The organism is Janthinobacterium sp. C22, from assembly GCF_057919405.1.
Genome location: NZ_CP193659.1, coordinates 3,152,632 through 3,172,279 on the forward strand (window position 1 = coordinate 3,152,632; position 19,648 = coordinate 3,172,279).

At 62.6% G+C, this 19,648-nt stretch carries 19 protein-coding genes and 1 pseudogene; 13 read left to right on the top strand and 7 right to left on the bottom strand.

Features of this window, described 5'->3' with window-relative positions:
• Positions 1-4: 4 nt before the first annotated feature.
• From ACRHIG_RS14715 to ACRHIG_RS14775, 13 genes are all read left to right on the top strand, one after another.
• Complete coding sequence (locus ACRHIG_RS14715; RefSeq protein WP_489630596.1) at positions 5-1,474, top strand: hypothetical protein; 1,470 nt, start codon at positions 5-7, stop codon at positions 1,472-1,474.
• A gap of 169 nt (positions 1,475-1,643) precedes the next feature.
• Positions 1,644-3,464 (top strand): hypothetical protein, encoded by a 1,821-nt coding sequence (locus ACRHIG_RS14720; RefSeq protein ID WP_489630597.1) that lies wholly within the window; start codon positions 1,644-1,646, stop codon positions 3,462-3,464.
• Positions 3,464-3,952: a DUF4376 domain-containing protein gene (locus ACRHIG_RS14725; RefSeq protein WP_489630598.1), complete on the top strand. Its 489-nt coding sequence runs from the start codon at positions 3,464-3,466 to the stop codon at positions 3,950-3,952. The genes ACRHIG_RS14720 and ACRHIG_RS14725 overlap by 1 nt, the downstream gene beginning before the upstream one ends.
• Positions 3,949-4,779, top strand: a complete 831-nt coding sequence (locus ACRHIG_RS14730) for a hypothetical protein (protein ID WP_489630599.1) — start codon at positions 3,949-3,951, stop codon at positions 4,777-4,779. The genes ACRHIG_RS14725 and ACRHIG_RS14730 overlap by 4 nt, the downstream gene beginning before the upstream one ends.
• A 43-nt stretch (positions 4,780-4,822) precedes the next feature.
• Positions 4,823-5,125: a hypothetical protein gene (locus tag ACRHIG_RS14735; RefSeq protein ID WP_489630600.1), complete on the top strand. Its 303-nt coding sequence runs from the start codon at positions 4,823-4,825 to the stop codon at positions 5,123-5,125.
• A gap of 5 nt (positions 5,126-5,130) precedes the next feature.
• Positions 5,131-6,660 (top strand): hypothetical protein, encoded by a 1,530-nt coding sequence (locus ACRHIG_RS14740; protein WP_489630601.1) that lies wholly within the window; start codon positions 5,131-5,133, stop codon positions 6,658-6,660.
• 183 nt (positions 6,661-6,843) lie between these two features.
• Positions 6,844-7,698 carry a hypothetical protein gene (locus ACRHIG_RS14745; protein WP_489630602.1) on the top strand — a complete coding sequence of 285 codons (855 nt, stop codon included), beginning with the start codon at positions 6,844-6,846 and terminating at the stop codon, positions 7,696-7,698.
• The gene (locus ACRHIG_RS14750; protein ID WP_489630603.1) at positions 7,699-9,021 is read left to right on the top strand and encodes a hypothetical protein; all 1,323 of its coding nucleotides are present in this window, start codon (positions 7,699-7,701) and stop codon (positions 9,019-9,021) included.
• A gap of 67 nt (positions 9,022-9,088) precedes the next feature.
• Positions 9,089-9,517: a hypothetical protein gene (locus ACRHIG_RS14755; protein ID WP_034785835.1), complete on the top strand. Its 429-nt coding sequence runs from the start codon at positions 9,089-9,091 to the stop codon at positions 9,515-9,517.
• Positions 9,514-10,029 carry a glycoside hydrolase family 19 protein gene (locus ACRHIG_RS14760; protein WP_475415935.1) on the top strand — a complete coding sequence of 172 codons (516 nt, stop codon included), beginning with the start codon at positions 9,514-9,516 and terminating at the stop codon, positions 10,027-10,029. Before ACRHIG_RS14755 ends, ACRHIG_RS14760 begins: the two co-directional genes overlap by 4 nt.
• Positions 10,026-10,352 carry a hypothetical protein gene (locus tag ACRHIG_RS14765; RefSeq protein WP_489630604.1) on the top strand — a complete coding sequence of 109 codons (327 nt, stop codon included), beginning with the start codon at positions 10,026-10,028 and terminating at the stop codon, positions 10,350-10,352. The genes ACRHIG_RS14760 and ACRHIG_RS14765 overlap by 4 nt, the downstream gene beginning before the upstream one ends.
• A 116-nt stretch (positions 10,353-10,468) precedes the next feature.
• Complete coding sequence (locus ACRHIG_RS14770) at positions 10,469-10,648, top strand: hypothetical protein (RefSeq protein ID WP_489630605.1); 180 nt, start codon at positions 10,469-10,471, stop codon at positions 10,646-10,648.
• Positions 10,649-11,155: 507 nt separating this feature from the next.
• Positions 11,156-12,655 (top strand): nucleobase:cation symporter-2 family protein, encoded by a 1,500-nt coding sequence (locus tag ACRHIG_RS14775; protein ID WP_489630606.1) that lies wholly within the window; start codon positions 11,156-11,158, stop codon positions 12,653-12,655.
• Between the two features lie 42 nt (positions 12,656-12,697).
• Here the strand turns inward: ACRHIG_RS14775 and ACRHIG_RS14780 are convergent, their stop codons facing one another.
• The 7 genes and pseudogenes from ACRHIG_RS14780 to ACRHIG_RS14810 all read right to left on the bottom strand — a co-directional run bounded on the left by ACRHIG_RS14780 (position 12,698) and on the right by ACRHIG_RS14810 (position 19,445).
• A complete protein-coding gene (locus ACRHIG_RS14780; protein WP_489630607.1) occupies positions 12,698-15,745 on the bottom strand; it encodes a diguanylate cyclase domain-containing protein in 3,048 nt (1,015 codons plus the stop codon).
• Positions 15,742-16,905, bottom strand: a complete 1,164-nt coding sequence (locus tag ACRHIG_RS14785) for an ATP-binding protein (RefSeq protein ID WP_489630608.1) — start codon at positions 16,903-16,905, stop codon at positions 15,742-15,744. Before ACRHIG_RS14785 ends, ACRHIG_RS14780 begins: the two co-directional genes overlap by 4 nt.
• Before the next feature lie 38 nt (positions 16,906-16,943).
• Positions 16,944-17,714, bottom strand: a pseudogene (locus ACRHIG_RS14790) (serine/threonine protein kinase); the annotation flags it as partial.
• 305 nt (positions 17,715-18,019) lie between these two features.
• Positions 18,020-18,187, bottom strand: coding sequence for a hypothetical protein (locus ACRHIG_RS14795; RefSeq protein WP_489630609.1), 168 nt, complete (start codon positions 18,185-18,187; stop codon positions 18,020-18,022).
• Positions 18,184-18,615, bottom strand: coding sequence for a phage baseplate assembly protein V (locus tag ACRHIG_RS14800; protein ID WP_489630610.1), 432 nt, complete (start codon positions 18,613-18,615; stop codon positions 18,184-18,186). The genes ACRHIG_RS14795 and ACRHIG_RS14800 overlap by 4 nt, the downstream gene beginning before the upstream one ends.
• A gap of 271 nt (positions 18,616-18,886) precedes the next feature.
• Positions 18,887-19,099, bottom strand: a complete 213-nt coding sequence (locus tag ACRHIG_RS14805) for a hypothetical protein (RefSeq protein ID WP_489630611.1) — start codon at positions 19,097-19,099, stop codon at positions 18,887-18,889.
• 37 nt (positions 19,100-19,136) lie between these two features.
• Entirely contained in the window at positions 19,137-19,445 is a 309-nt protein-coding gene (locus tag ACRHIG_RS14810) for a DUF6531 domain-containing protein (RefSeq protein WP_489630612.1), read from the bottom strand.
• Positions 19,446-19,648 lie beyond the last annotated feature (203 nt).

The window sequence follows — 19,648 nt, forward strand, 5'->3', positions numbered from 1 at the left end:
ACGCATGACCGATGCGCAATTTGAGAAATGGCTGCAAAGCTCGTCGGCCATCCGCATGGTGCTGATCGAGGCGCAGGTGAATGTGGCCGGCAGCGAGGTGACGCGGTATATCGCTTCGCGGCCCTACGTGACCGGCCCGCAGGAGGTGCCGGCGAATACCGCGTACCTGCCGCTGGCCAAGGGCGGCCTGGCCTTCACGGAACAGGTCAGCCTGTCTGGCGAGGCGGGGCTGTCGGGCGGCGATATCGAACTCGATAACGCCGACGGCGCTCTGGATGGCTGGCTGGGCGACGTCTGGATGAACCGGCCAATCAAGGCCTGGGCCGGCGATCCCTCCTGGCCGCGGGCCGATTTCCAGCTGGTCTTCGACGGCATCATCGCCGACGTGGGCAGTGCTGGGCGCGAGTCGGTCAACCTGGTGCTGCGCGACAAGCTGCAGCGCCTGAATACGCCGATCTCCGAAGCCAAGCTGGGTGGCAGCACGCCGAACAAGGACGCCATCCTGCCGATTCCCTTCGGCGAGTGCCACAACGTGACGCCCTTGCTGACTGATCCGGCCACCCTGGAATACGGCTTTCTCGGCGCGGTCGAAACGACGTTCGAGGTGCGCACCAACGGCAAGCCGATCGCCGTGGCGCTCAATGACCAGGCGGGGCGTTTCAACCTGACGACTGATCCGTTTTCCACCACGATCACGGCCAGCGTGCAGGGCGACAAGGGCGGCGGCTATGCGCCGCGCATCGCGCCGCTGGTGCAGCGCATCGCCACCGCCTACGGCAAGGCGGCCGACCGTTTTACGCTGGCTGATCTGGACCTGACCAACCTGGCCGCCTTCGATGCGGCCCACCGGCAGCCGGTGGGGTTGTATGTTGCGGACCGCACGAACCAGGCGCAAGCGATCCAGCAACTGGCGGCCAGCGTGGGCGCCCAGGCGGTCATGTCGCGCACCGGCCAGCTGCGCCTGGTGCAGATCGCGCTGCCGGCCGCCGGCGTGCCGGTGGCGATCGGTCCGGAGCAGATGCGCGAACGCTCGCTGCGTCCCGCGCAGCGTTTGCCCGTGACGGCGGCCGTGAAGATCGGCTTCGACCGAAACTGGACGCTGCAGGCGGGCCTGACGACCAGCATTCCGCCCGCGCATGCGGATTTGTATGCCACGGAATGGCTGACCGAAACCGTGGTCGACGCGGCGGTGCGCACGCGCTATCGCCTGTCCGATGACCCGGTGCAGATCGATACCTGCCTCAAGACGCGGGCCGACGCCCGTGCGGAAGCGCAGCGGCGTCTGGAATTGAACAAGGTGCCGCGCACTATTTATGAATTCGATGGAGAACCCGAGATGATGATGCTGGAATTGGGGCAGCCCGTAACCCTGCGCGCCGAGCGCTTTGGTTTGCAGGATGGCGTGCCGGGCGTGGTGGTGATGCTGTCGCGCTTTTGGCTGACGGGCAGAGTGACGGTGGGGGTGCTGGCATGAGCGCGATTGTGGGGGAACGCGATACGCTGCTGCAGGCGACGGCGGAGCGCTTCAGTACCGTTGCCGACGGCAAGGCGATCCTGATGGCCGCCAGCACGCCCGTTTTTCGCGTGAATAGCGCGGGAGAGGGGCGCCCGGCACGATCGCCATCACCGCCAAGCCGGTCAATGTGGTGGGCGATATCGTGTTTTCGGTATCGTCCGGCACGAGCTTGCGGGTAAACGGCAACGTGGCCACGGTCGATTTTGCCAGCATGACGACCGACACGGCGCTGGTGCAGGCGCGCATCCGTGAATTTGGCGTCGACTACATCGCCAATTACATGGTCAGCAAGGTCTTCGACGGCGCCGCCGGCGAGACGGGCCTGGCTGGCCTGAACACGGGCCAGGCCTTCGCCTACAAGCGCGCGACCGCCGCGCCAGCCGATTCGCCGGGCGACGTGATTTTCACTTTTGCCACGGCGGCCATCACGACGCCGGCCGGCAACGACCTGGCCAATGGCTGGTTGAAGAGTATCCCGGCCGGCACGGCGCCGTTGTACGTGCGCGTGGCGTCGGCCAGCTCGCGCAATGCCACGGACAATATCGCCGCCAATGAATGGTCGGCGGCGGTGCAACTGGCCAAGGATGGTACCGATGGCTTGAACGTGGCACCCGTGCGCATCTACCAGCGCGGCGCGACCAGTATTGCGCCCGCGTTGCCCTCGGCCGCCTGCACCTTCACGTTTGCCACGGGTGCGCTGACGGGCCTGAACAACGGCTGGTTGGCCCAGGTCCCGGCGGCGGGCGGCGCCTATCTGTTCACGTCCGGCGCCACGGCCGTTTCACGCGCGGCGACCGACGATATCGCCCCAGGCGAATGGGTCGCCGCTGCGCGCCTGGCCGCCGACGGCGCCACCGGCCAGCGCGGCACCGTCACGGTGACGGCACCTGGCTATTCGGCCTGGTCGGATGCGTCGGCTGTGTATGAACTGGGGCGTGCAGGCTATGGCGCGCCGGTCAACCGCGACGTGGTGACCTTGTATGACGCCACGCATGCGGTGACGAAGTTCTTTGTCGATGGCGCATGGACGGTTCTTGGAACGGTGTTGAATGGCAGCTTGCTGGTCGATGGGACGGTAGCGGCGAAGGCGATTGTGGGCGATACGCTTGGCGCCATCAAGGCGAACCTGGGGAGTGTGGTCGCTGGCGACTTGTACGGCACGACACTGCATGGCGGCAACGGGTATCCGACCAATTCTTACAATTGGCCCAGTAATGGAGGCACGGGTTTTCATTTGAGCGAGAAGGGGCTTTTGATTGGAAACCTCCATACCGGTCTTTATGTCCAGATCGCCAGTAATGGGTATGTGGAAATGCCGGGTCTGACCGTCAATGACGGAAAAGCCAAATTTGCAGGCGAACTTTCAGGAGCTTCAGGAACGTTTTCGGGAGAGCTAAAGGCCGCTAGCGGAATTTTTACTGGCGAATTAAGAAGTGCATCTGGAACATTCTCTGGCGACCTCTCGTCCGCACGGGTATCTGTCGGCACAGCAGCTGCAGCAACTGCTTTTTTCGAACCTGGCTATCCATCGGTCTCGCTGCAGTCTTCTGCGTCCGGGGTATATATTAAAAACGACTCGATCAGTTCCGCAGTCGTATTTACGAATGAAGAGGTTCTGTTCAAGCATAACGCCCCAGATTGGCCTGCCGAGCGCCGCATCCGCTCTGGCAAGGTGTTCTTTTCGATCGTTTGTACAGCCGTGATTGATGACCAACTGAGCGTCTGGTACCGCATCAATGGAGGAGTGTGGGTCTGGATGAGCGGAGTCCGGGAAAGGCAGGGAGGCGACGGTCCTGCTGCGACAGGCTATGGGCTAACGCTTGAGGTCAGTCCTGGTAGCACAGTCCAGTTTGGTGTTTCTGCGATGGATGCCTCCGGCTGGGCTGCGGACATGGGGAAGCTTTATCTTAAACAGTGTCAGGCGACCGTGATCGCAAGGAATTTTTAATGGAAACAATCATTGTCAACAGTGATGGAACTTACACGAACGAGCGTACTGGCAAGACATTGCCGCCACAGCCCAGCGAGCATCACGAATACGATGCGGCGGCGGATATGTGGATAGATGGCAGAACGCTGGTTAGCGTCAAAGTGCGCACTTGGGAGCGTATCAAGGAAGCACGTAGCGTGGCTGAAACCTCGGATTTCGTGTGCGGTGGAGTCGTTTATCAGGCAGACAAGGATCGCATCGTTGGAGCCGCGCAGCTGGCCCTGATGGCGCAGGCTGCCGGCCAGCCATACAGCATCGACTGGACCTTGTCGGATAACACCTACCTGACGCTCGACGCGGCCGGCATGATCGCCGTCGGCGCCGCGCTGGGGGCGCACGTTGCCGAGGCGTTCGCGATTGGTCTTCAGTTGCGCGGGCAGATCGCCAACGCGACTTCCTTCGAAGAGCTTGATGCCATCGTTTGGCCAGCGCAGGGGGACGCATGAACAACCTGCGCATCATCTACGACAACGCCGCCGACCGCTCGGTGTTGACTGCATCGAGCCAGGCAGGCACCTTGGGACCGGCCAAGCTGCAGCGTGAAGGAAAGTCTTCGGTGCTGCGTTCGGTAGGCCCGACGCTGACCATCACGGCGATCTGGTTGACTCCAGAAATTGTCGGTGGCGTGGCCCTGCCGTTTTGCAACCTGACTCCAGCTGCGACCATCCGCGTGCGCGGCTACATCGAGCCTGGCCACACTGCGCCTGCATTCGATACAGGCGTCATGCCAGCGTGCGAGTATGCGCGGCTGGGCATGTGGGACTGGGGCGCATTGCCGCTGGGCTTGAATGCCTACAGTTATGGCGGCGGTACCTACGCCCGCTGCTGGTTCCAGATGCGCAGCATCAGGAAGCTGGTGATTGACCTGGCCGACCCCGACAATCCTGCCGGCTACATTGAGGCCGCGCGCCTGGTGGCGGGGGCTTACTGGAGTCCCGAGCAGAACGCGTCGTATGGTGCCGGCATTGCGCCGGTCGATACCAGCAGCCAGTACCGCAATGGCGCCGGCGAACAGAAGGTGGAACGCGGCGTAATGTTCCGCAAGCTGTCGCTGGCGCTCGATCACATGACGTCGCTGGACCGTGCCGAACTGTGGCGCATCGTGAGCGGCAACGGCCTGTCGCGTCCGCTTTTCGTCAGCCTGTATCCGGATAACGACGATGTCGAGCTGGAGCAGGCGCACCAGGTGTATGGGCGTTTGGCCAATCTGGCCGCCATCACCACGCCATCTTTCCAGGCATATGCCACCAACATCGAAATCGAGGAACTGTAATGGGTGATTTTTTTACTATGGTCAGAAGGATACGATCCAGCGCTTGAATGAGCTGGCGGGGCGGGGCGCCGTGGTGGCGTCGTATGCGCCAGCCGTGGGGCGGTCGCCACTTGGCGGGCCGAATGGCTATATGGATGCCGCGTGGATTGATAGTGCAACGCCAATTAAGTCACAATTCCCTATCAGTGTTGGTGAAGGGATGGCGAACAAGTATGGATACAACTACCTGCAAGGTGGTCAAGGTCAGCGTCTGTATAAAATCGCAACCTTGGAGCCTACGGTTTCCAGCACGTACTCATCGCTGCGTATTGATGCAATGGTAGGGGGTGGGGCGCTTATGATTTGACAGCCATGACTATCATCATTGGCAGTCGTGTCGCGACGGCAGTTGAAGGTGTGAACGTCGAATGGTCGTCCAGCCGCTTCATCCCGCTTAATGTACGATTCTTGGCGTACTTGGAATCAGATGGCAAAGTCTCGGTGTACCTGTTCTTTTTGGCAGGTGGTTTTGCTCAGGCATCGTTCCAATTGATGGGAATGCAGATCGCTACCTATACCAGTCCGGTAGCGGTGAACACAGTGACTGGCACGCCAGTATGGGATAGTTCCGCAAGCCCATCGGAGCCTTTGTATCGCTCCCCTCGTTCGCGTGGTATGGGTAACGCCCCAACCACTCTGCAAGGTACGAGCTTTGACAGCATTGTCGAAGTGCGTGCGCAAGACGGTAACACGTCTTCAGTGTCGTACCTTGCAGGCGCGCCAAAAGCGCACTCAATGGCAGCTAAACAAGAGGCAGAAGCCCTTCGTATTGGTGTATCCGGCAATACGGGTATCTCATACGCCGGCTTCTTCAATGCTGTGGTATCCGTAGGTGAAAATGCCAGCCCATTCGCATTGGGATACAAACTGGCGCTTAAGGCTCGTGATGTGGGTTCGGGGAACTTCACCCCAACACTGTTTTCCATTACTGGAAATGGCACGGTTTATGTTCCTTTGCTCAAGGCAGGAAGTAGCGACCCTTCTCTACTGCGACATAACATCTGCCGTGGGACAGGGCAAGGAGCAGAGATTATATATTTTGGCGTTGATAACGCCCCCGCGCCAAGTGTAGGTATTTTAGCCTCTGAAGGGGTAGGAAGTTGGTCGGCACCGGTAGCGGTACTATATGTAGGCAAGAACTCCACTACAGGTCGTAGCGTATCAGCCGGAGGTACAGTCAATACGTCTGGCAATGATTATGCCGAATACATTTTAAAAAGCCCGGTCTGCGGTGTCGTCTCCCCCGGCCAAATAGTCGGTATTACAGCCGACAATACAGTCACCGACCAATGGTCCGATGCTGTCATGTTCTCGATCAAATCGACTGCCCCCTCGTTTGTCGGCGGTGATTCCTGGGCGAATGACGTAGGGCAGCGCCCCTCGCCCCAGGCAGGGCCAGCGCCGACCCAGCCCTTGCGTCGCGCCGATGTGCTCACGCAGCAGCCAGTGCCCGGCGCTAATCCACAGGAATACGAGGACGTGGTGACCGAACCTGGCGACACCGACGAGGAATGGGCGGAAAAGCAGGCGGCCTTCGCTGCTGCACTGACCGCCCACACCGCCGTCGTGCAGCAGGACGCTGAAGCCATGGCCGCCTTCGACGCGGCCCTGGAAGTCGTGCGCCAGAAAGTCGACCGCATCGCCATCGCCGGCCGCGTGCCGGTCAACGTGCTGGGCGCCCAGCCGGGCGACTACATCGTGCCGGTGCAGGACGGTGCTGGCATCAAGGGCATCGCCGTGCGCGAGGACGATCTCAGCATGAAGCAGTACCTGCATGCAGTCGGCCGCGTGATCTCGATCGAGCCAGACGGCCGGGCTTATGTAATGGTCAAGGCCGTGTGACCAGGCAGTCATCCCTCTCAAACCCGCTTCAGCGGGTTTTTTCATTTCGTCCACCAGTACCGGGATAGTCGAGGTGATGCTGTCGAAGCGGCGCTGGGAAATTGCCGCCACCGAGCCTATCGGCGTTGCCACTGGGTTTATTTCACCAATCACTTACCTCATTCTGGAAGGGGCATTGCTGCCATGAGCAATCTTCGCATCATCTACGACAACGCCGCTGACCGCGCGGTGCTGACTGCATCGAGCCAAACCGGCGAACTGGGTCCGGCCAACCTGCAGCGCGACAGCAAGAATGCCGTGCTGCGCGCCAGTGGCACTGCACAGACCATCACCGCCACCTGGCCGACGCAGGAGTCCATCGCCTGCGTGGCGCTGATCTCCACCAACATGACCAGCAGCGCGCGCATGCGCGTGCGCGGTTATGCCCAGCCGGGCGATGCCGTGCCGGTCTTCGACACTGGCAGCATCTTCCCGTGCCCGGCCGCCGTGCATGGATCCTATCCCTGGGGCGTTCTGCCGCTCGGCTGGAACGCCTATCAGTGGGGCGGCGTGAACACCTGGCCGTGCGGCGGCGGTGCCGACGGCGTGACATGGTTCGCCCCTGTGCGCGTGCGCAAGATAGTGATCGAGGTATCTGCGCCACAAAGCCCGGAAGGATACCTGGAAATCTCGCGTCTGGTGGCAGGCAACTACTGGTCACCGCAATATAACGCCGAGTACGGCGCCCAGTTGCAGACCCAGGATAGCAGTGAAAATTACCGCACGGGTGCAGGCAACCTGAAAACCGCGCTGGGCACGACCAGCGACAAGCTGAGCATCAATCTGACGCACCTGACACCGATGGACCGCGCGCGCTTCATGCGCATCCTGCGCGAGAACGGCAAGGGCAAGGCAATGCTGTTCAGCTTGTTCCCGGAAAACCCGGACCCGCTGCTGGAGCAGGACTACATGCTGTATGGCAAGGCCAGCAATATCGACGCGGTAACTACGCCGTACTTTGAAACTTATTCTGCACCACTACAAATTGAAGGAATTTAAATGGCTGATAAATTTTATGACGGTATGCCCAACGTCAACGAGAAACTGAATGAAATGGATCGGGCGTTTGCGGCGGGACCGTACAATGCGCTGCCACTGACGGGAGGCAATTTGTCTGGACCGATAGTCAGCTCCAGCAGTCTTACATTTGTGACTCCTGGTGCCCCCGCCCCTGGGGACGCACCCACGATACTGCGTGGGCCGGTGCACCAGGGAGGCACATCGCCATCGTTGGTGGCGGCGCTAGGGGTCGGGGGGACAAATGGTTTATCGTATCAGGGGCAGTTCAGGTGGTACACGTCATCTGGTCGGGCCACATCTAGCGGCACGTACACCTATGTGTCATACGACCTGCGCCTGCGTGCAATTGATGTCAAGAGCAATTTGGAGAGTACTGATCTGATGGTCATCAGCGGGGCAGGAGATTTAGCGGTTCGGGGCACCCTGTCTTCATCGACTCGCATCGTCTCTAGTGCGATACAAGTCGGCCCCATTCCTGGGACGGAGAGCGAAAGTATCATAGGAGGGATTGACCAGTCGCAGGGGAAGATTAACCTCAGAATCCCAAACAGCACGACGTTTTATGTGTCGGCAGGGGCAATGGGTTCCGCTTCGGCGTGTAGTGTGTCTGTAAATGCAAGCACTAACACGGGACGTAGCATTAACGTAAGCGGGACGATCAACGCTGGCGGCGCCGACTATGCCGAATACATTTTCAAGTCCCCTGCCTGCGGCAGCGTCGCGGCAGGACAGGTGATCGGCATCGGCGCAGATGGCAAGCTTACCGATCGTTGGGCTGACGCCATCTCATTTGCCGTCAAATCCACCGATCCCTGCATGGTGGGAGGCGACAAATGGTCGCAGCAACTTGGCCCGCGTCCGGCATCCGTGACGCGTACCCTTGACCGCGTTGAGCCGCAACTGGTCAGCGAGGCGCAACCCGCTGTCGAAGCAGTCTACGACGGCTTGACGCTGGTCACGCCAGCGGTTCCGGCCAAGGCCGCCGTGTACCGCGAGGTGCCGCTGGCAGGTGATACCGATGAGGAATGGGCGGCGCGGCAGGCTCCCGGGCTTGCCTTCGATGCAGCACTCGAAGCGCTGCGCCAGATGGTCGATCGCATCGCGTTCGCCGGCCAGGTGCCATGCAACATCCATGGGGCGGTTTCCGGCCAGTTCGTCGTGCCGGTACAGGATGGTGAAGGCATTGCGGGCATTGCGGTCAGTGAGGAGGACATGACACTCCAGCAATACATGCGCGCCATCGGCAAGGTCATCGCCATCGAAGACGATGGGCGCGCCCGTGTCATCGTGAAGGTGGCATAGACACTGTGCATGCTACATCCAAACCCGCTTCGGCGGGTTTTTTATTTCCACCACCTGAAAGGCAATCATGGCCCTCGAAACCACCGCCGCCGGCGGCGCATTGATCAAACTGTTTGGCGTGCCCGTGCTGGCCGGCGCCGCCGCCACGTCGCTGGGCTTCATGTTCATGTGGCCCCAATCCACCAAGGAGGCATTTATTCGTTTTTGTTCCAGCATCATCATTTCCACCTTTCTCGGCCCCGTGCTCGTGGCCGCCGTGCTGTCGTGGTGGCCCAGCCTGTTCGACAGCGCGAAAACCGTGGCGGGCCTGTATGGCGGCGATCCGGCCACGGGATTTTTGTTCATCGCCGCGCCGCTGATGGTGGCGGCTGGCTTGCCCGCCTGGTGGGTGCTGGGCGCCTGCGTGCGCTGGTTCGACAAGCGGCGCGGCAAGGACATCGGTGAACTGGCGGCTGATGCGGCCGCTGCCGTCAAGGATGTGCGGGGCATGCTGTGACCGGCGCCCAATTGATGCAGATCATGCCGCTGGCCGGCCGCCGCGCTACGCTGTTTCTGGCGCCCCTGAATGCGGCGATGGCCGAGTTCAACATCGATACGCCAGTGCGTCAGGCGTCCTTCCTGGCGCAGGTCGGTCACGAATCGGGACAGTTGCGCTATGTGCGCGAGTTGGCCAGCGGCGCGGCCTATGAAGGGCGTGCCGACCTGGGCAATGTGATCGCTGGCGATGGCGTGCGCTTCAAGGGACGCGGCCTGCTGCAGGTGACGGGGCGCGCCAATTATGCGGCATGCGGCGTGGCGCTGGGCCATGACTTGCTGGCGGCGCCGCAACTGCTGGAGCAAACGGCTTTCGCTTGCCGCTCGGCGGGCTGGTTCTGGCAATCGCGCGGCTTGAACCGCCTGGCCGATGCGGGCGATCAGGAACGGGTGACGCGCCGCATCAACGGCGGCGTGAACGGCCTGGCCGAGCGCCTGGTCTTGTATCAGGCAGCGCGCAAGGTGCTGGCATGAAGCCGTCGTTGAGTATTGCGGCCATGCTGTTGCTGCTGGGCGCGGCCGTGTTTTGCGCCCAGCGTTGGGGCCGCGAAGCGGGCCGTGCCGCGTGCGCGGCGCAAGTGAGCGAGGTGCAGGGCGTGTTGCGGCGCCAGAACCAGGCGCTGAACGCGATACGGGAGGAGGGCGCGCGCCGGTCGGCGCGGGTACGGCAGGCGCTGGCCACGGCGCAGGCCGGGCAGGCGGATGCCCAGGCTGCAGCGGCGCGCATCCTGGCGTTGCAGCCGGATGGCGACGCCTGCCGAGCCGCCGAGGCGCTGATCGCCAGCGAAATGCCATGAGGCCGCAGTGTGAGAGTAGGGGATGGCTGGCAAGGAGGCGGAGTGTCCAGTGCGCCGCCGAGCTATTGCTGCTGAGTTTATTGAGCGGCTGTGCGGCATGGGCGCCGGCATCGAAGGTGGAAACTTGGCCGGTGAGCGCGCCCTGCATCGCCACGCTCCCGGCCGCTCCCGCCTTGCCGGCTGTGCCATCCCACGGCATCTTCGAGCAAGTGCAAGCCCTGCTGGCGCGCGAGCAATTGCGTGCCGCCCATGTGCGCCAGCTGGAATCGCTGCTTGAGGCCTGCTCTGGTGGCTAAGAGCCTATCCCGGTAGGGAGCGTCTTCTGCTGGCAGCGCATCAGGAGCGAGGACAAGGCGTGAGGGGACGCGTGGCGAGCCACGCCACGACTATCAACACAGTCCTCACTTCCGAGAGGCGCCAGCAGGGGTATGCATCTACTGGGATAGGCTCCAGCTTCAGACTTCAGTTCCCAACTCCAGCTCCAGCCATCAGCCATCAGCCATCAGCCATCAGCGGCCGGTCAGCCCCGCCGCCTTGTGCCGCCTTCTGGTGCAGGCGGCTGGCAGCCTGCGAGAAAACGGTGCATCCACCGTCAAATTGCCTGATCTCTGGCGATTTTCGGCACGATTCTTGTATACAATCCACCTGGCACGATGCGTGCATGGCATACCTTGGTCATCCCATCCAAGGAGCTTCGCATGCATCATCGGTCGCTGGTGTGTTCCTGCCGTCCCGTTTCTGTCTTGCCTTTCCCCTTCATCTGCGCCCATCCGGGCCGCGGTAACCCAGGAAATGGAGCGTAAATGGCCTCTCCACGTTTGAAGTCCATCCACCGCCAAGCGCCCGGCGCCGCGCCTGCCGTGCCGTCCCCCGTCGATGAGGTGCTGCCCGCCGGCAAGCTGTTCACCTTGGGCTTGCAGCATGTGCTCGTCATGTATGCGGGCGCCATCGCCGTGCCGCTGATCGTCGGCCGCGCCCTCAAGCTGTCGCCCGAGCAGGTGGCGGCGCTGATCAGCGCCGACCTGTTCTGCTGCGGCCTCGTGACCCTGATCCAGTCCCTGGGAATAGGCAAGCATTTCGGCATCCGCCTGCCCGTCATGATGGGTGTCACCTTTGCCGCCGTCAGTCCCATGCTGGCCATGGCGAACAATCCGGCCCTGGGCATCACGGGCATCTTTGGCGCCGTGATCGGCGCCGGTGTCGTCGCCATGCTGATCGCGCCCTTCATCAGCCGCCTGCTGGCGCTGTTCCCGCCCGTGGTCACGGGCAGCATTATCGCCGTGATCGGCGTGTCGCTGATGCGCGTGGGCGTAAACTGGGCCATGGGCGGGCCGCCCGCCATGGCCCAGATCGCCGATCCCGTCTTCCTCAAGATGGCCGCTGCCGCCACGGCGGCCGGCTTGCCCGCGCCGCTTGGCCCCGTGCCCATGATTGCCAACCCCGGCTATGGCGCGCTGGACAACATGGGTATCGCCTTCTTCGTGCTGGCCGTCATCTTGCTGGTGGCCAAATATGGCCGCGGTTTCCTGTCGAATATCGCCGTGCTGATCGGCATCATCGCCGGCACGGCCCTGTCGTTTGCGCTGGGCAAGGCCGACTTCGCCAAGGTGGCCAGCGCCAAGGCCTTTGCCATCGTCACGCCGTTCCAGTTCGGCATGCCGACTTTCGACCTGGTTGCCATCGTGACCATGAGCCTGGTGATGATCGTCGTCATGATCGAGTCGCTGGGCATGTTTTTGGCACTGGGAGAGATGACGGGCAAGCGCATCACGCAGGACGACATCGGCCGCGGCTTGCGCGTCGATGGCCTGGGCACCCTGATCGGCGGCATCTTCAATACCTTCCCGTACACCTCGTTCTCGCAGAACGTGGGCCTGGTGGGCGTGACGGGCGTGCGCAGCCGCTGGGTCTGCGTGGCGGCCGGCCTCATCCTGCTCGTCATGGGCGTGATCCCGAAGATCGCACAGACGGCCGAAGCCGTGCCGGCCTTCGTGCTGGGCGGGGCGGGGCTGGTGATGTTCGGCATGGTCGCCGCCACGGGCATCCGCATCCTGGCCGGCGTCGACTACAAGAGCAACCGCAACAACCTGTTCATCGTGGCCCTGTCGATTGGTTTCGGCATGCTGCCGCTGGTGGCCGAGCAATACGCGCAGCACATGCCCAAGGCACTGTCGCCGCTGCTGCACAGCGGCATCCTGCTGGCCGCCATCGTTGCCGTACTGCTCAATCTGTTCTTCAATGGACTGGCCTCAAAGGACGTGGCGAGGGAGCAGGCGCGCGACAACAGTCATGGCAGCGAGTGAGGCGCCGCGCGGCGCCTTAAACCTGCGCGCGCCGCATGCCGCTCAGCCAGGCGGCAGAAGCCTGAGCACCACGCAATTGCGCCCCGCATCCTTGGCCTGGTACAGCGCGGCATCGGCCAGGCGCAACAGGGCGTCCGGATCGGCGGCGCCCGGTGGCGGCTGGATCGCGATGCCGACGCTGATCGTCACCTGCTGGCCATCCGCACCTTCATGGCAGATCGCCAGATCCTCGATGGCGCGCCGCAGCGCTTCGCCGGTCTGGCGTGCCTCGTCCGCGCCGGTGTTCGGCAGCACGATGGAAAACTCTTCGCCGCCATAGCGCGCCGTCAGGTCGCCCGCGCGCCGCATGCCGGCCGCCAGCGCCTGCGCGACCCGGATCAGGCAAGCATCCCCGGCCTGGTGGCCATGCCTGTCGTTGAAGCGCTTGAAGTAGTCGACATCGAGCATGACGACGGCAAGCGGCTGGCCGACGCGCGTGGCGCGCGCGCATTCGGCACGCAGCACGTCGTCGAAATGGCGCCGGTTCGCAAGCCCTGTCAGGCCGTCGGTGATGGACAAGGTTGCCAATTTGCGGTTGGCGTCTTCCAGCTGTTCCGTGCGTTCGGCAACGCGCCGTTCGAGGCTGTCATGCAGCCTGGCGCTGGAGATCGAGATCATCGCCTGTGCACCCAGCATGCGCAGGAACGCCACGCGTTCCTGCGTGAATGAGGCTTCGGCAAGCCGGTTTTCGAAGTACAGGATGCCGCCGGTCTGGCCGCCGTGCCGGATCGGCAGGCACATGACGGCACGCGGCCGCTGCAACTGCACGTAGGGATCGGCGGCAAAGCGCGAGACGCCCGTGATGCTGTCCTCGATCACCTCGGCGCCTGTGCGAATGACGTAGCGCAGCAGCGACAGCGGGAACTGCGGGTCGCTGGCGGCGTTCAGGTCGAGCGGGCGCGCTTGCAGGACGGCGACGCCATCGCCATCGATATTCGCCTCGAGCTGATAGCTGCCTTCGGACAGCAGCAGCAGGCGCGCCACCTGCGCGCCGGCGTTTTCGCACACGATGGAAATGAGGCGCGTCAGCACGTTGCGCAGGCCCACTTCGTTCGACAGGATCTGCGATGCCTTCAGCAGCGACACCAGGTCGAGCGCGGCACCGCCGTGCGTGCCGCGGTCTTCCATCCTCGACAGCAGTGCGCCGTGGCGTGCCCGCAGCTGCGCCACCTTGCCCTGCGCGCCCCACTGGCCGTAATGCGCGATGGCGTCCCGGATGAAGACCCCGGCCACGCGCGCGTGGCCCTGGTCGGACCAGCATTCGCCGCACAGTTCATTGCCCAGCGCTTGCACGTTGACGTAGCCCGCCAGGCCGGCCGCGTCGATCGCCTGCTGATACAGGCGCGTGGCCAGCTGCAGATCTTCCCGGTAGCGCGCCAGCTCGGCCATCACCAGCAGATGTTTGGCGTGGCTATTGTCCGAGCCTTGTCTGGCCCAGCCGGCGAGGCTCGCCTGCAGCGTGCCGATCACGGCCAACACATCGCCCGCATCGGGGCGCGCAGGATCGCGCCGCAAGGCGCGGATCAGGATCAGCGCGGCGTAGAAACTGCACTCGGCGACTTTGGCCTGGCCGCGCATGATCTGGGTGACGCCGCCGAGCTGCCCGGCCAGCAGCTCGGCGTCGGCGCCGTCGAACAGGTAGGCGTTGCGTATCTTCCCTTGCAAGAAGTAGGCGCGGTACAGTTGCGAGTCGCCATAGCGTTCGAGGAAGCGCGCCTCGCTGAAGGCAGCATCATCGTAGCTGTCGTGACGAGGCAGGAGGCCCATCAGGCACTTGATCGGCTGGACCGCGGCGGCGACGCAGCAATCGGCCATCGCCTGCTGGCCGTTGGTGCGCATCAGCGCCAGGTCATGCTCGATGTCGTGCATCAGATGCGGCAGGTAGTCGCCGAGGATGATGCGGTCGGTGGCGCGCACGGCCACCACCACGCCGACCTGGACGAAATCGGCGATTTCCAGCGCCCAGCCAAAGGCTTCCTCGTACAGGGCGTCGGAGCTGCGCAGCGGCTGCGTCCAGTGGTTGCTGAGCGCGCCGAACATCAGGCCCGTGAGCGTGCGCGTCTGCAGGTTGGCGCGGCGCCTGGCCAGCGCCATCGCCATCGCGCCAAAGCCATAGCCGCGCGCGACGTCGCCGCTGTACAGTGCCAGCATCATCGCGTAGCCGACATAGGCGACGGCGCTGAAATCGCTGTTCCCCCGCTGCATGGACAGCCGCGTCATCGACACTACCATCAGCGCGCTCAGATCCTGCTGGCCGGCGTAATAGCTGGCCATCCACAGGCCCTGCATCATCTGCATCGCGGCCACCGCATCCGGCTCGCACATGTCATCGGCCGCCAGCAGGGTATCGGGCGCATGCGCGCCGGGCTGGCGCCCGATGTCGGCGAGAATGTCGCTGAAGCGCGCCTTCATCTGCGCCACCTCGTGCGGGATGTCGATGTGCAGCAGGGCCAGACCGTCGCGCTGCACGGCGATGGCGTCGAGCAGGCGGCCCTGCAATTGATACTGGTGCGCCTGGATGGCGATGCAGCGCAGCTGCAGCAGGGGGCTCAAGGTACGCGCGCGCACCAGCGGGTAGATCGCCTCGGCGGCATCGAACTGGCCGCACAGGTAGGCCGCTTCGGCCGCGCCCAGCTGCAGGTCGAGCCAGAGGCAGGCGTGGACCTTCCACGCCTGCGCCGGCAGCAGCTCGAGACCTATGCGCATGTGCTCCAGGGTGGAGTGGAACGCGGCGGAACGCCGTGCCTTGACGCCGGCCTGGAGATTGAGCGTCGCCAGCTGCAAGCGCTCGCCCGCATCTTTGATCAGCGCGCGGCCGGCGTTGAGCTGCTCGACGATCTCGAACAGCGCCTCGTCCCGACGCTCCGGCGTCGCGTGGCGCAGCAGCAAGCGGCCGATGAGAAGATGGTTGGCCACGCGCGTATTATCGTCAGCGGCCAGGTAGGCGGCTTGCTGCACCCGGTCGTGCAGGAAGCGGTAAGCGACGCCGCTGTTGGCCGAATCGCTGTCGCCACTGACGTACTTATAGCGTTCGTCGAGCGGCTGGATCAAGCCTGCCCTGAGCGCCGGCCACAGGTCTTGCTGCGTTTTCCGGGGGCGCGGTCCGTTGCCAGCGCCAGCGTGTCGAGCGTGAAGCGGTTGCCGCAGGAAGCGGCCAGCTGCAGCAGGTGCTGCGTCACCGCGGGCAGGCGGCGGATTTTCTCCAGCAGCACCTCGACCACGTTATCGGTATATTTGGCCTGTTGTATCGCGGGCAGATCCCAGTCCCAGCAATCGTCTTCGGCCCGGTAGCGCAGATGGCCCGTCTCATTGAGCGATGCGAGAAACTGGTTGAGGAAAAAGGGATTGCCGGCCGTCTTGCGGTAGCAAATGCTGGTCAGCGGCGCGCAGTCGTGGGCCGCCACGCGCACGGTCGCCGCGACCATTTGCGCCACCTGCGGCTCGGTCAGCGCGCCCAATAACAGTGTCGACAGGCGGACCTCGCGGGCGAGCAGCTTGTCGTGCAGCGCGATCAGCGGATGCGCGGCGCTCACTTCGTTGTCGCGGTACGCGCCGATGAACAGCATGCAGCTCTTGTCGCACGAGACCATCAGCAGTTCGATCATCCGCAGCGTGGCCGCATCGGCCCATTGCAGGTCGTCGAGGAACAGTACCAGCGGATGCCCGGCGCAGGCGAACACTTCGACGAAGCGGGGGAACAGACGGTCCAGGCGCAGCTGGGCCTGTGCCGGGTCCGACGCGGGCACCGCGTCCGTGGGGCCGACGATCAGTGCCAGTTGGGGAATCAGTTCGACCAGCATGCCGATGCCGCTGCCCAGCGCCGCGTGCAGTTTCGCGGACCACTGGCGCAGGGTTTCCTCGGGCTGGCCCAGCAGTTGGCGCACCAGCCCCTGGAAGGCCTGGATCAGCGAGGCATACGGCACGTCGCGCTGGAGCTGGTCGAATTTGCCGGACAGGAAGCAGCCGCGCCGGGCGATGATGGGCTTTTGCACTTCGTTGACGACCGCCGATTTGCCGATGCCCGAATGGCCGGCCACCAGCAGCATCTCGCACCTGCCCGCGGCGCTGCGTTCAAACGCCGCCAGCAGCGCGGCGATGGCATCCTCGCGCCCGTGCAGCGTTTGCGGCACGAGGAAGCGGCCGTTGTGGTCGGACAGCTTGAGCGCCTGCGCCGGCTGTTGCGCGCGGCAGGCTTCGAGGTCGCTGCGCAAGCCCTGCAAGCTCTGGTAGCGCTGATCGGCATTTTTTCCAGCAGCCGCTGGATGATCGGCAGCAGCTGGCCAGGCAAGTTGGCGAGCGCCGGGTGCGACCAGTCGGGACTGCGCGCAATGTGGCAATGCACGAGTTCCATCTCGTCGCGCGTCTCGAACGGCGCCTGGCCGGCCAGCAATTCGTAGAAGGTGGCGCCGAGCGCATAGAAATCGGCGCGCCAATCGACGCGCCGGTTCATGCGCCCGGTCTGTTCCGGCGCCATGTAGCGCAGCGTGCCTTCCAGCGTCTGGAGATTGGCGATGCCGTGGCTTTCGTAAGGCAGTTCACAGGCGATGCCGAAATCGATCAGCTGCAGCAGGCGCCGTTCATCGTTCCACACCAGATTGGCGGGATTGATGTCCTTGTGGATCACGCCCTGATGATGGACCGCCTCCAGCGCCGCGCACAGTTGCAGCGCGATGTCGAAGAAATCGTCCAGCGCCAGTGCCGGCTGCGACGGCGTCCTGCGCGCCGCCACCTGCGCGCGCAACACCTGGTCGAGCGCCTGGCCGCCGCAATCTTCCACGATCATCGTCCAGCAACCGCCGTGCAGCTGCAGTGCCAGCGGATGCACGACGCCCGGATGGCGGCAGCGGCGCGCGATCGCATACTCGCGCTTGAACTGCGCCAGTTGCTGAAAGGAGGGGAACTGCTGATTGGGCTTCTTGACGATCAGCGCCGTGCCATCCGCGGCCCTGGCGCGGTAGACCCGCGAGCGCGCGCCGTTGTGCAGCTGTTTGATGATCTCGTGGTCGAAAAGGGGGCGCATGGGCTAGCAGTACACAGACGGTTGCGGGAGCCTGAAGGCGCACATTTCGGAATGTTACTTGATTGTAAGTATTATATCAGTACGGGGCACGGGAGAGGAGGCGGAGCGATGGGCGTTGTTGTAAAAACGCCAGCGAGGCAGGTATTTCCGAATGTCGGAAACGAGCGCGCCGACAATCGCGGCAAAGCCGAATTAGTGCAGATGGCGGATGCGCGTGCTGGTAGGCGTGGTCAAAATGCCGGCAACCGACTGGTGCAGGTGGCCCAAGTCCATCAGGCTGCGCCCGATGGCGGTGTGCATGCCCATCATGGCAGCGGCCCGCCTGACTGGTCGCCGCCAGCGGCGCCGGCCTTGGCGTTTACGCCGCCGTTCAGCGCGGTGGCGCCGCTGACGGTGGCCGATTGCATGACGATCAGGTTTTTCATGACGGTCAGGTCGCCCGTGCAAATGGTGCTGGGCGCGTTCGACGTCACCTTGTCGGCGGTGATGGTGGCCGTGCCGCCGGGGAGGGGGCCGTCAGGGCATGGGCCGCATGGTCGTACTGCAGCACGGCGCCGTCGTGGTAGTGCGTGGTGTGGACAGTGTCGCTGGTTTCGGGCGCGTCAAACGCCTGCGAGTACAGCGCCGACATGATGATGCCCCGCGTCAGGTCGCCGCTTGGGGAAAAGACGATCACCTGTTCGCCGACTGTGGGCGCCGACCAGGTGCGCGTGCTGCCGGCGCGCCGGGTGGCCCAGTTCAGCCATTCGGTGGTGAGTGTCGGCCCGACCCGCACGCGCGCCTTGGCCCCGTTGACCTCGGCAATGGTGCCCAGGCGGATCAGGTTTTGCAGCAAGCGGAGGAGGTCGGACAGGTCGGCGTTCATGCATTGCATGTTGCCGAAGTCCGCGTGCGGATGCACGCGGGGGCGGGTTGATAAGCGAGTTAATGGTTTTATAATCGTTAGTTGTCTATATTTCTATAAAATTTCTCGTTCAATAACGTGGACTTATTTCCTTCATTACCTCTTGTTAGATCAATTCTTATAGGAACATTTGATGTGAAATTGCCTTCGTAGATCTCAATAATTAAAGTTATATCTGAGTCGATCAATCGATTGCTTTTTAAGACTTTGACAATCTTAATTTTTGATCCAATAGGAACTAAATTGGCAAATGCAATCTGATGTCCACCTATGCCAGGGGAGGCATCAACGTGACATAGTCAACTGGCGCATTTGAGTTTTTTCTGATTCCATGGCCAATTATCGGTCCTGTAATTTCATAGGTTTTTCCGATCAATTTGGAGTAGCCTTCTTCATTGCTAATGTCTATAAATTTCTCAGAATAACAACCAATTAATCCAAAAACAAAGAAAACAACAATAAATTCATAAAATTTTTTCATGGTCTACCTCCGGAAGCGTGGCAATTTTTCCCATTCTCTAAATCCCATGTCTAGTGCTCGAAAGGAGTTTGCTCCTTCTTTTTTTACGGCGTCTAAATATGCGCCTGGCATAGTTGGGATATTTGCCTTCTAATCGGGAACTCCTTGGCTTGTAAGCTCTCCACGGAACTCCGAAGCAACCAGATGTTTGCAGCGGAGCGTAATCATAGGTGGAATTCCAGCGATTACCAAACATGCGCGCAGAGGTATCAAAACTCTTGTAGGTTCTATCAAGTCCCATACTAAATTCGCCCTCGGCCACGATGTCATGCTCAGTCTTGAATTTCTCGCCCGTAGCAATGATCACCGGATTCGATGTCGAGGGGCTTTTTCCTTCGCAATCGTTTGGTGCCGTATTGGCATCTGAGCTTGCCTTCTCCTTCGCCGGTGATTTTCGACCCCCACCCTAACTTCCATTTGTCGGACTGTACGATCCATGGGTACGCGGTCGAGTATCGCCGTAATTTGGAGGTCGCTGGTCATTAATGTAAACCCTATCCTCATAAGCGC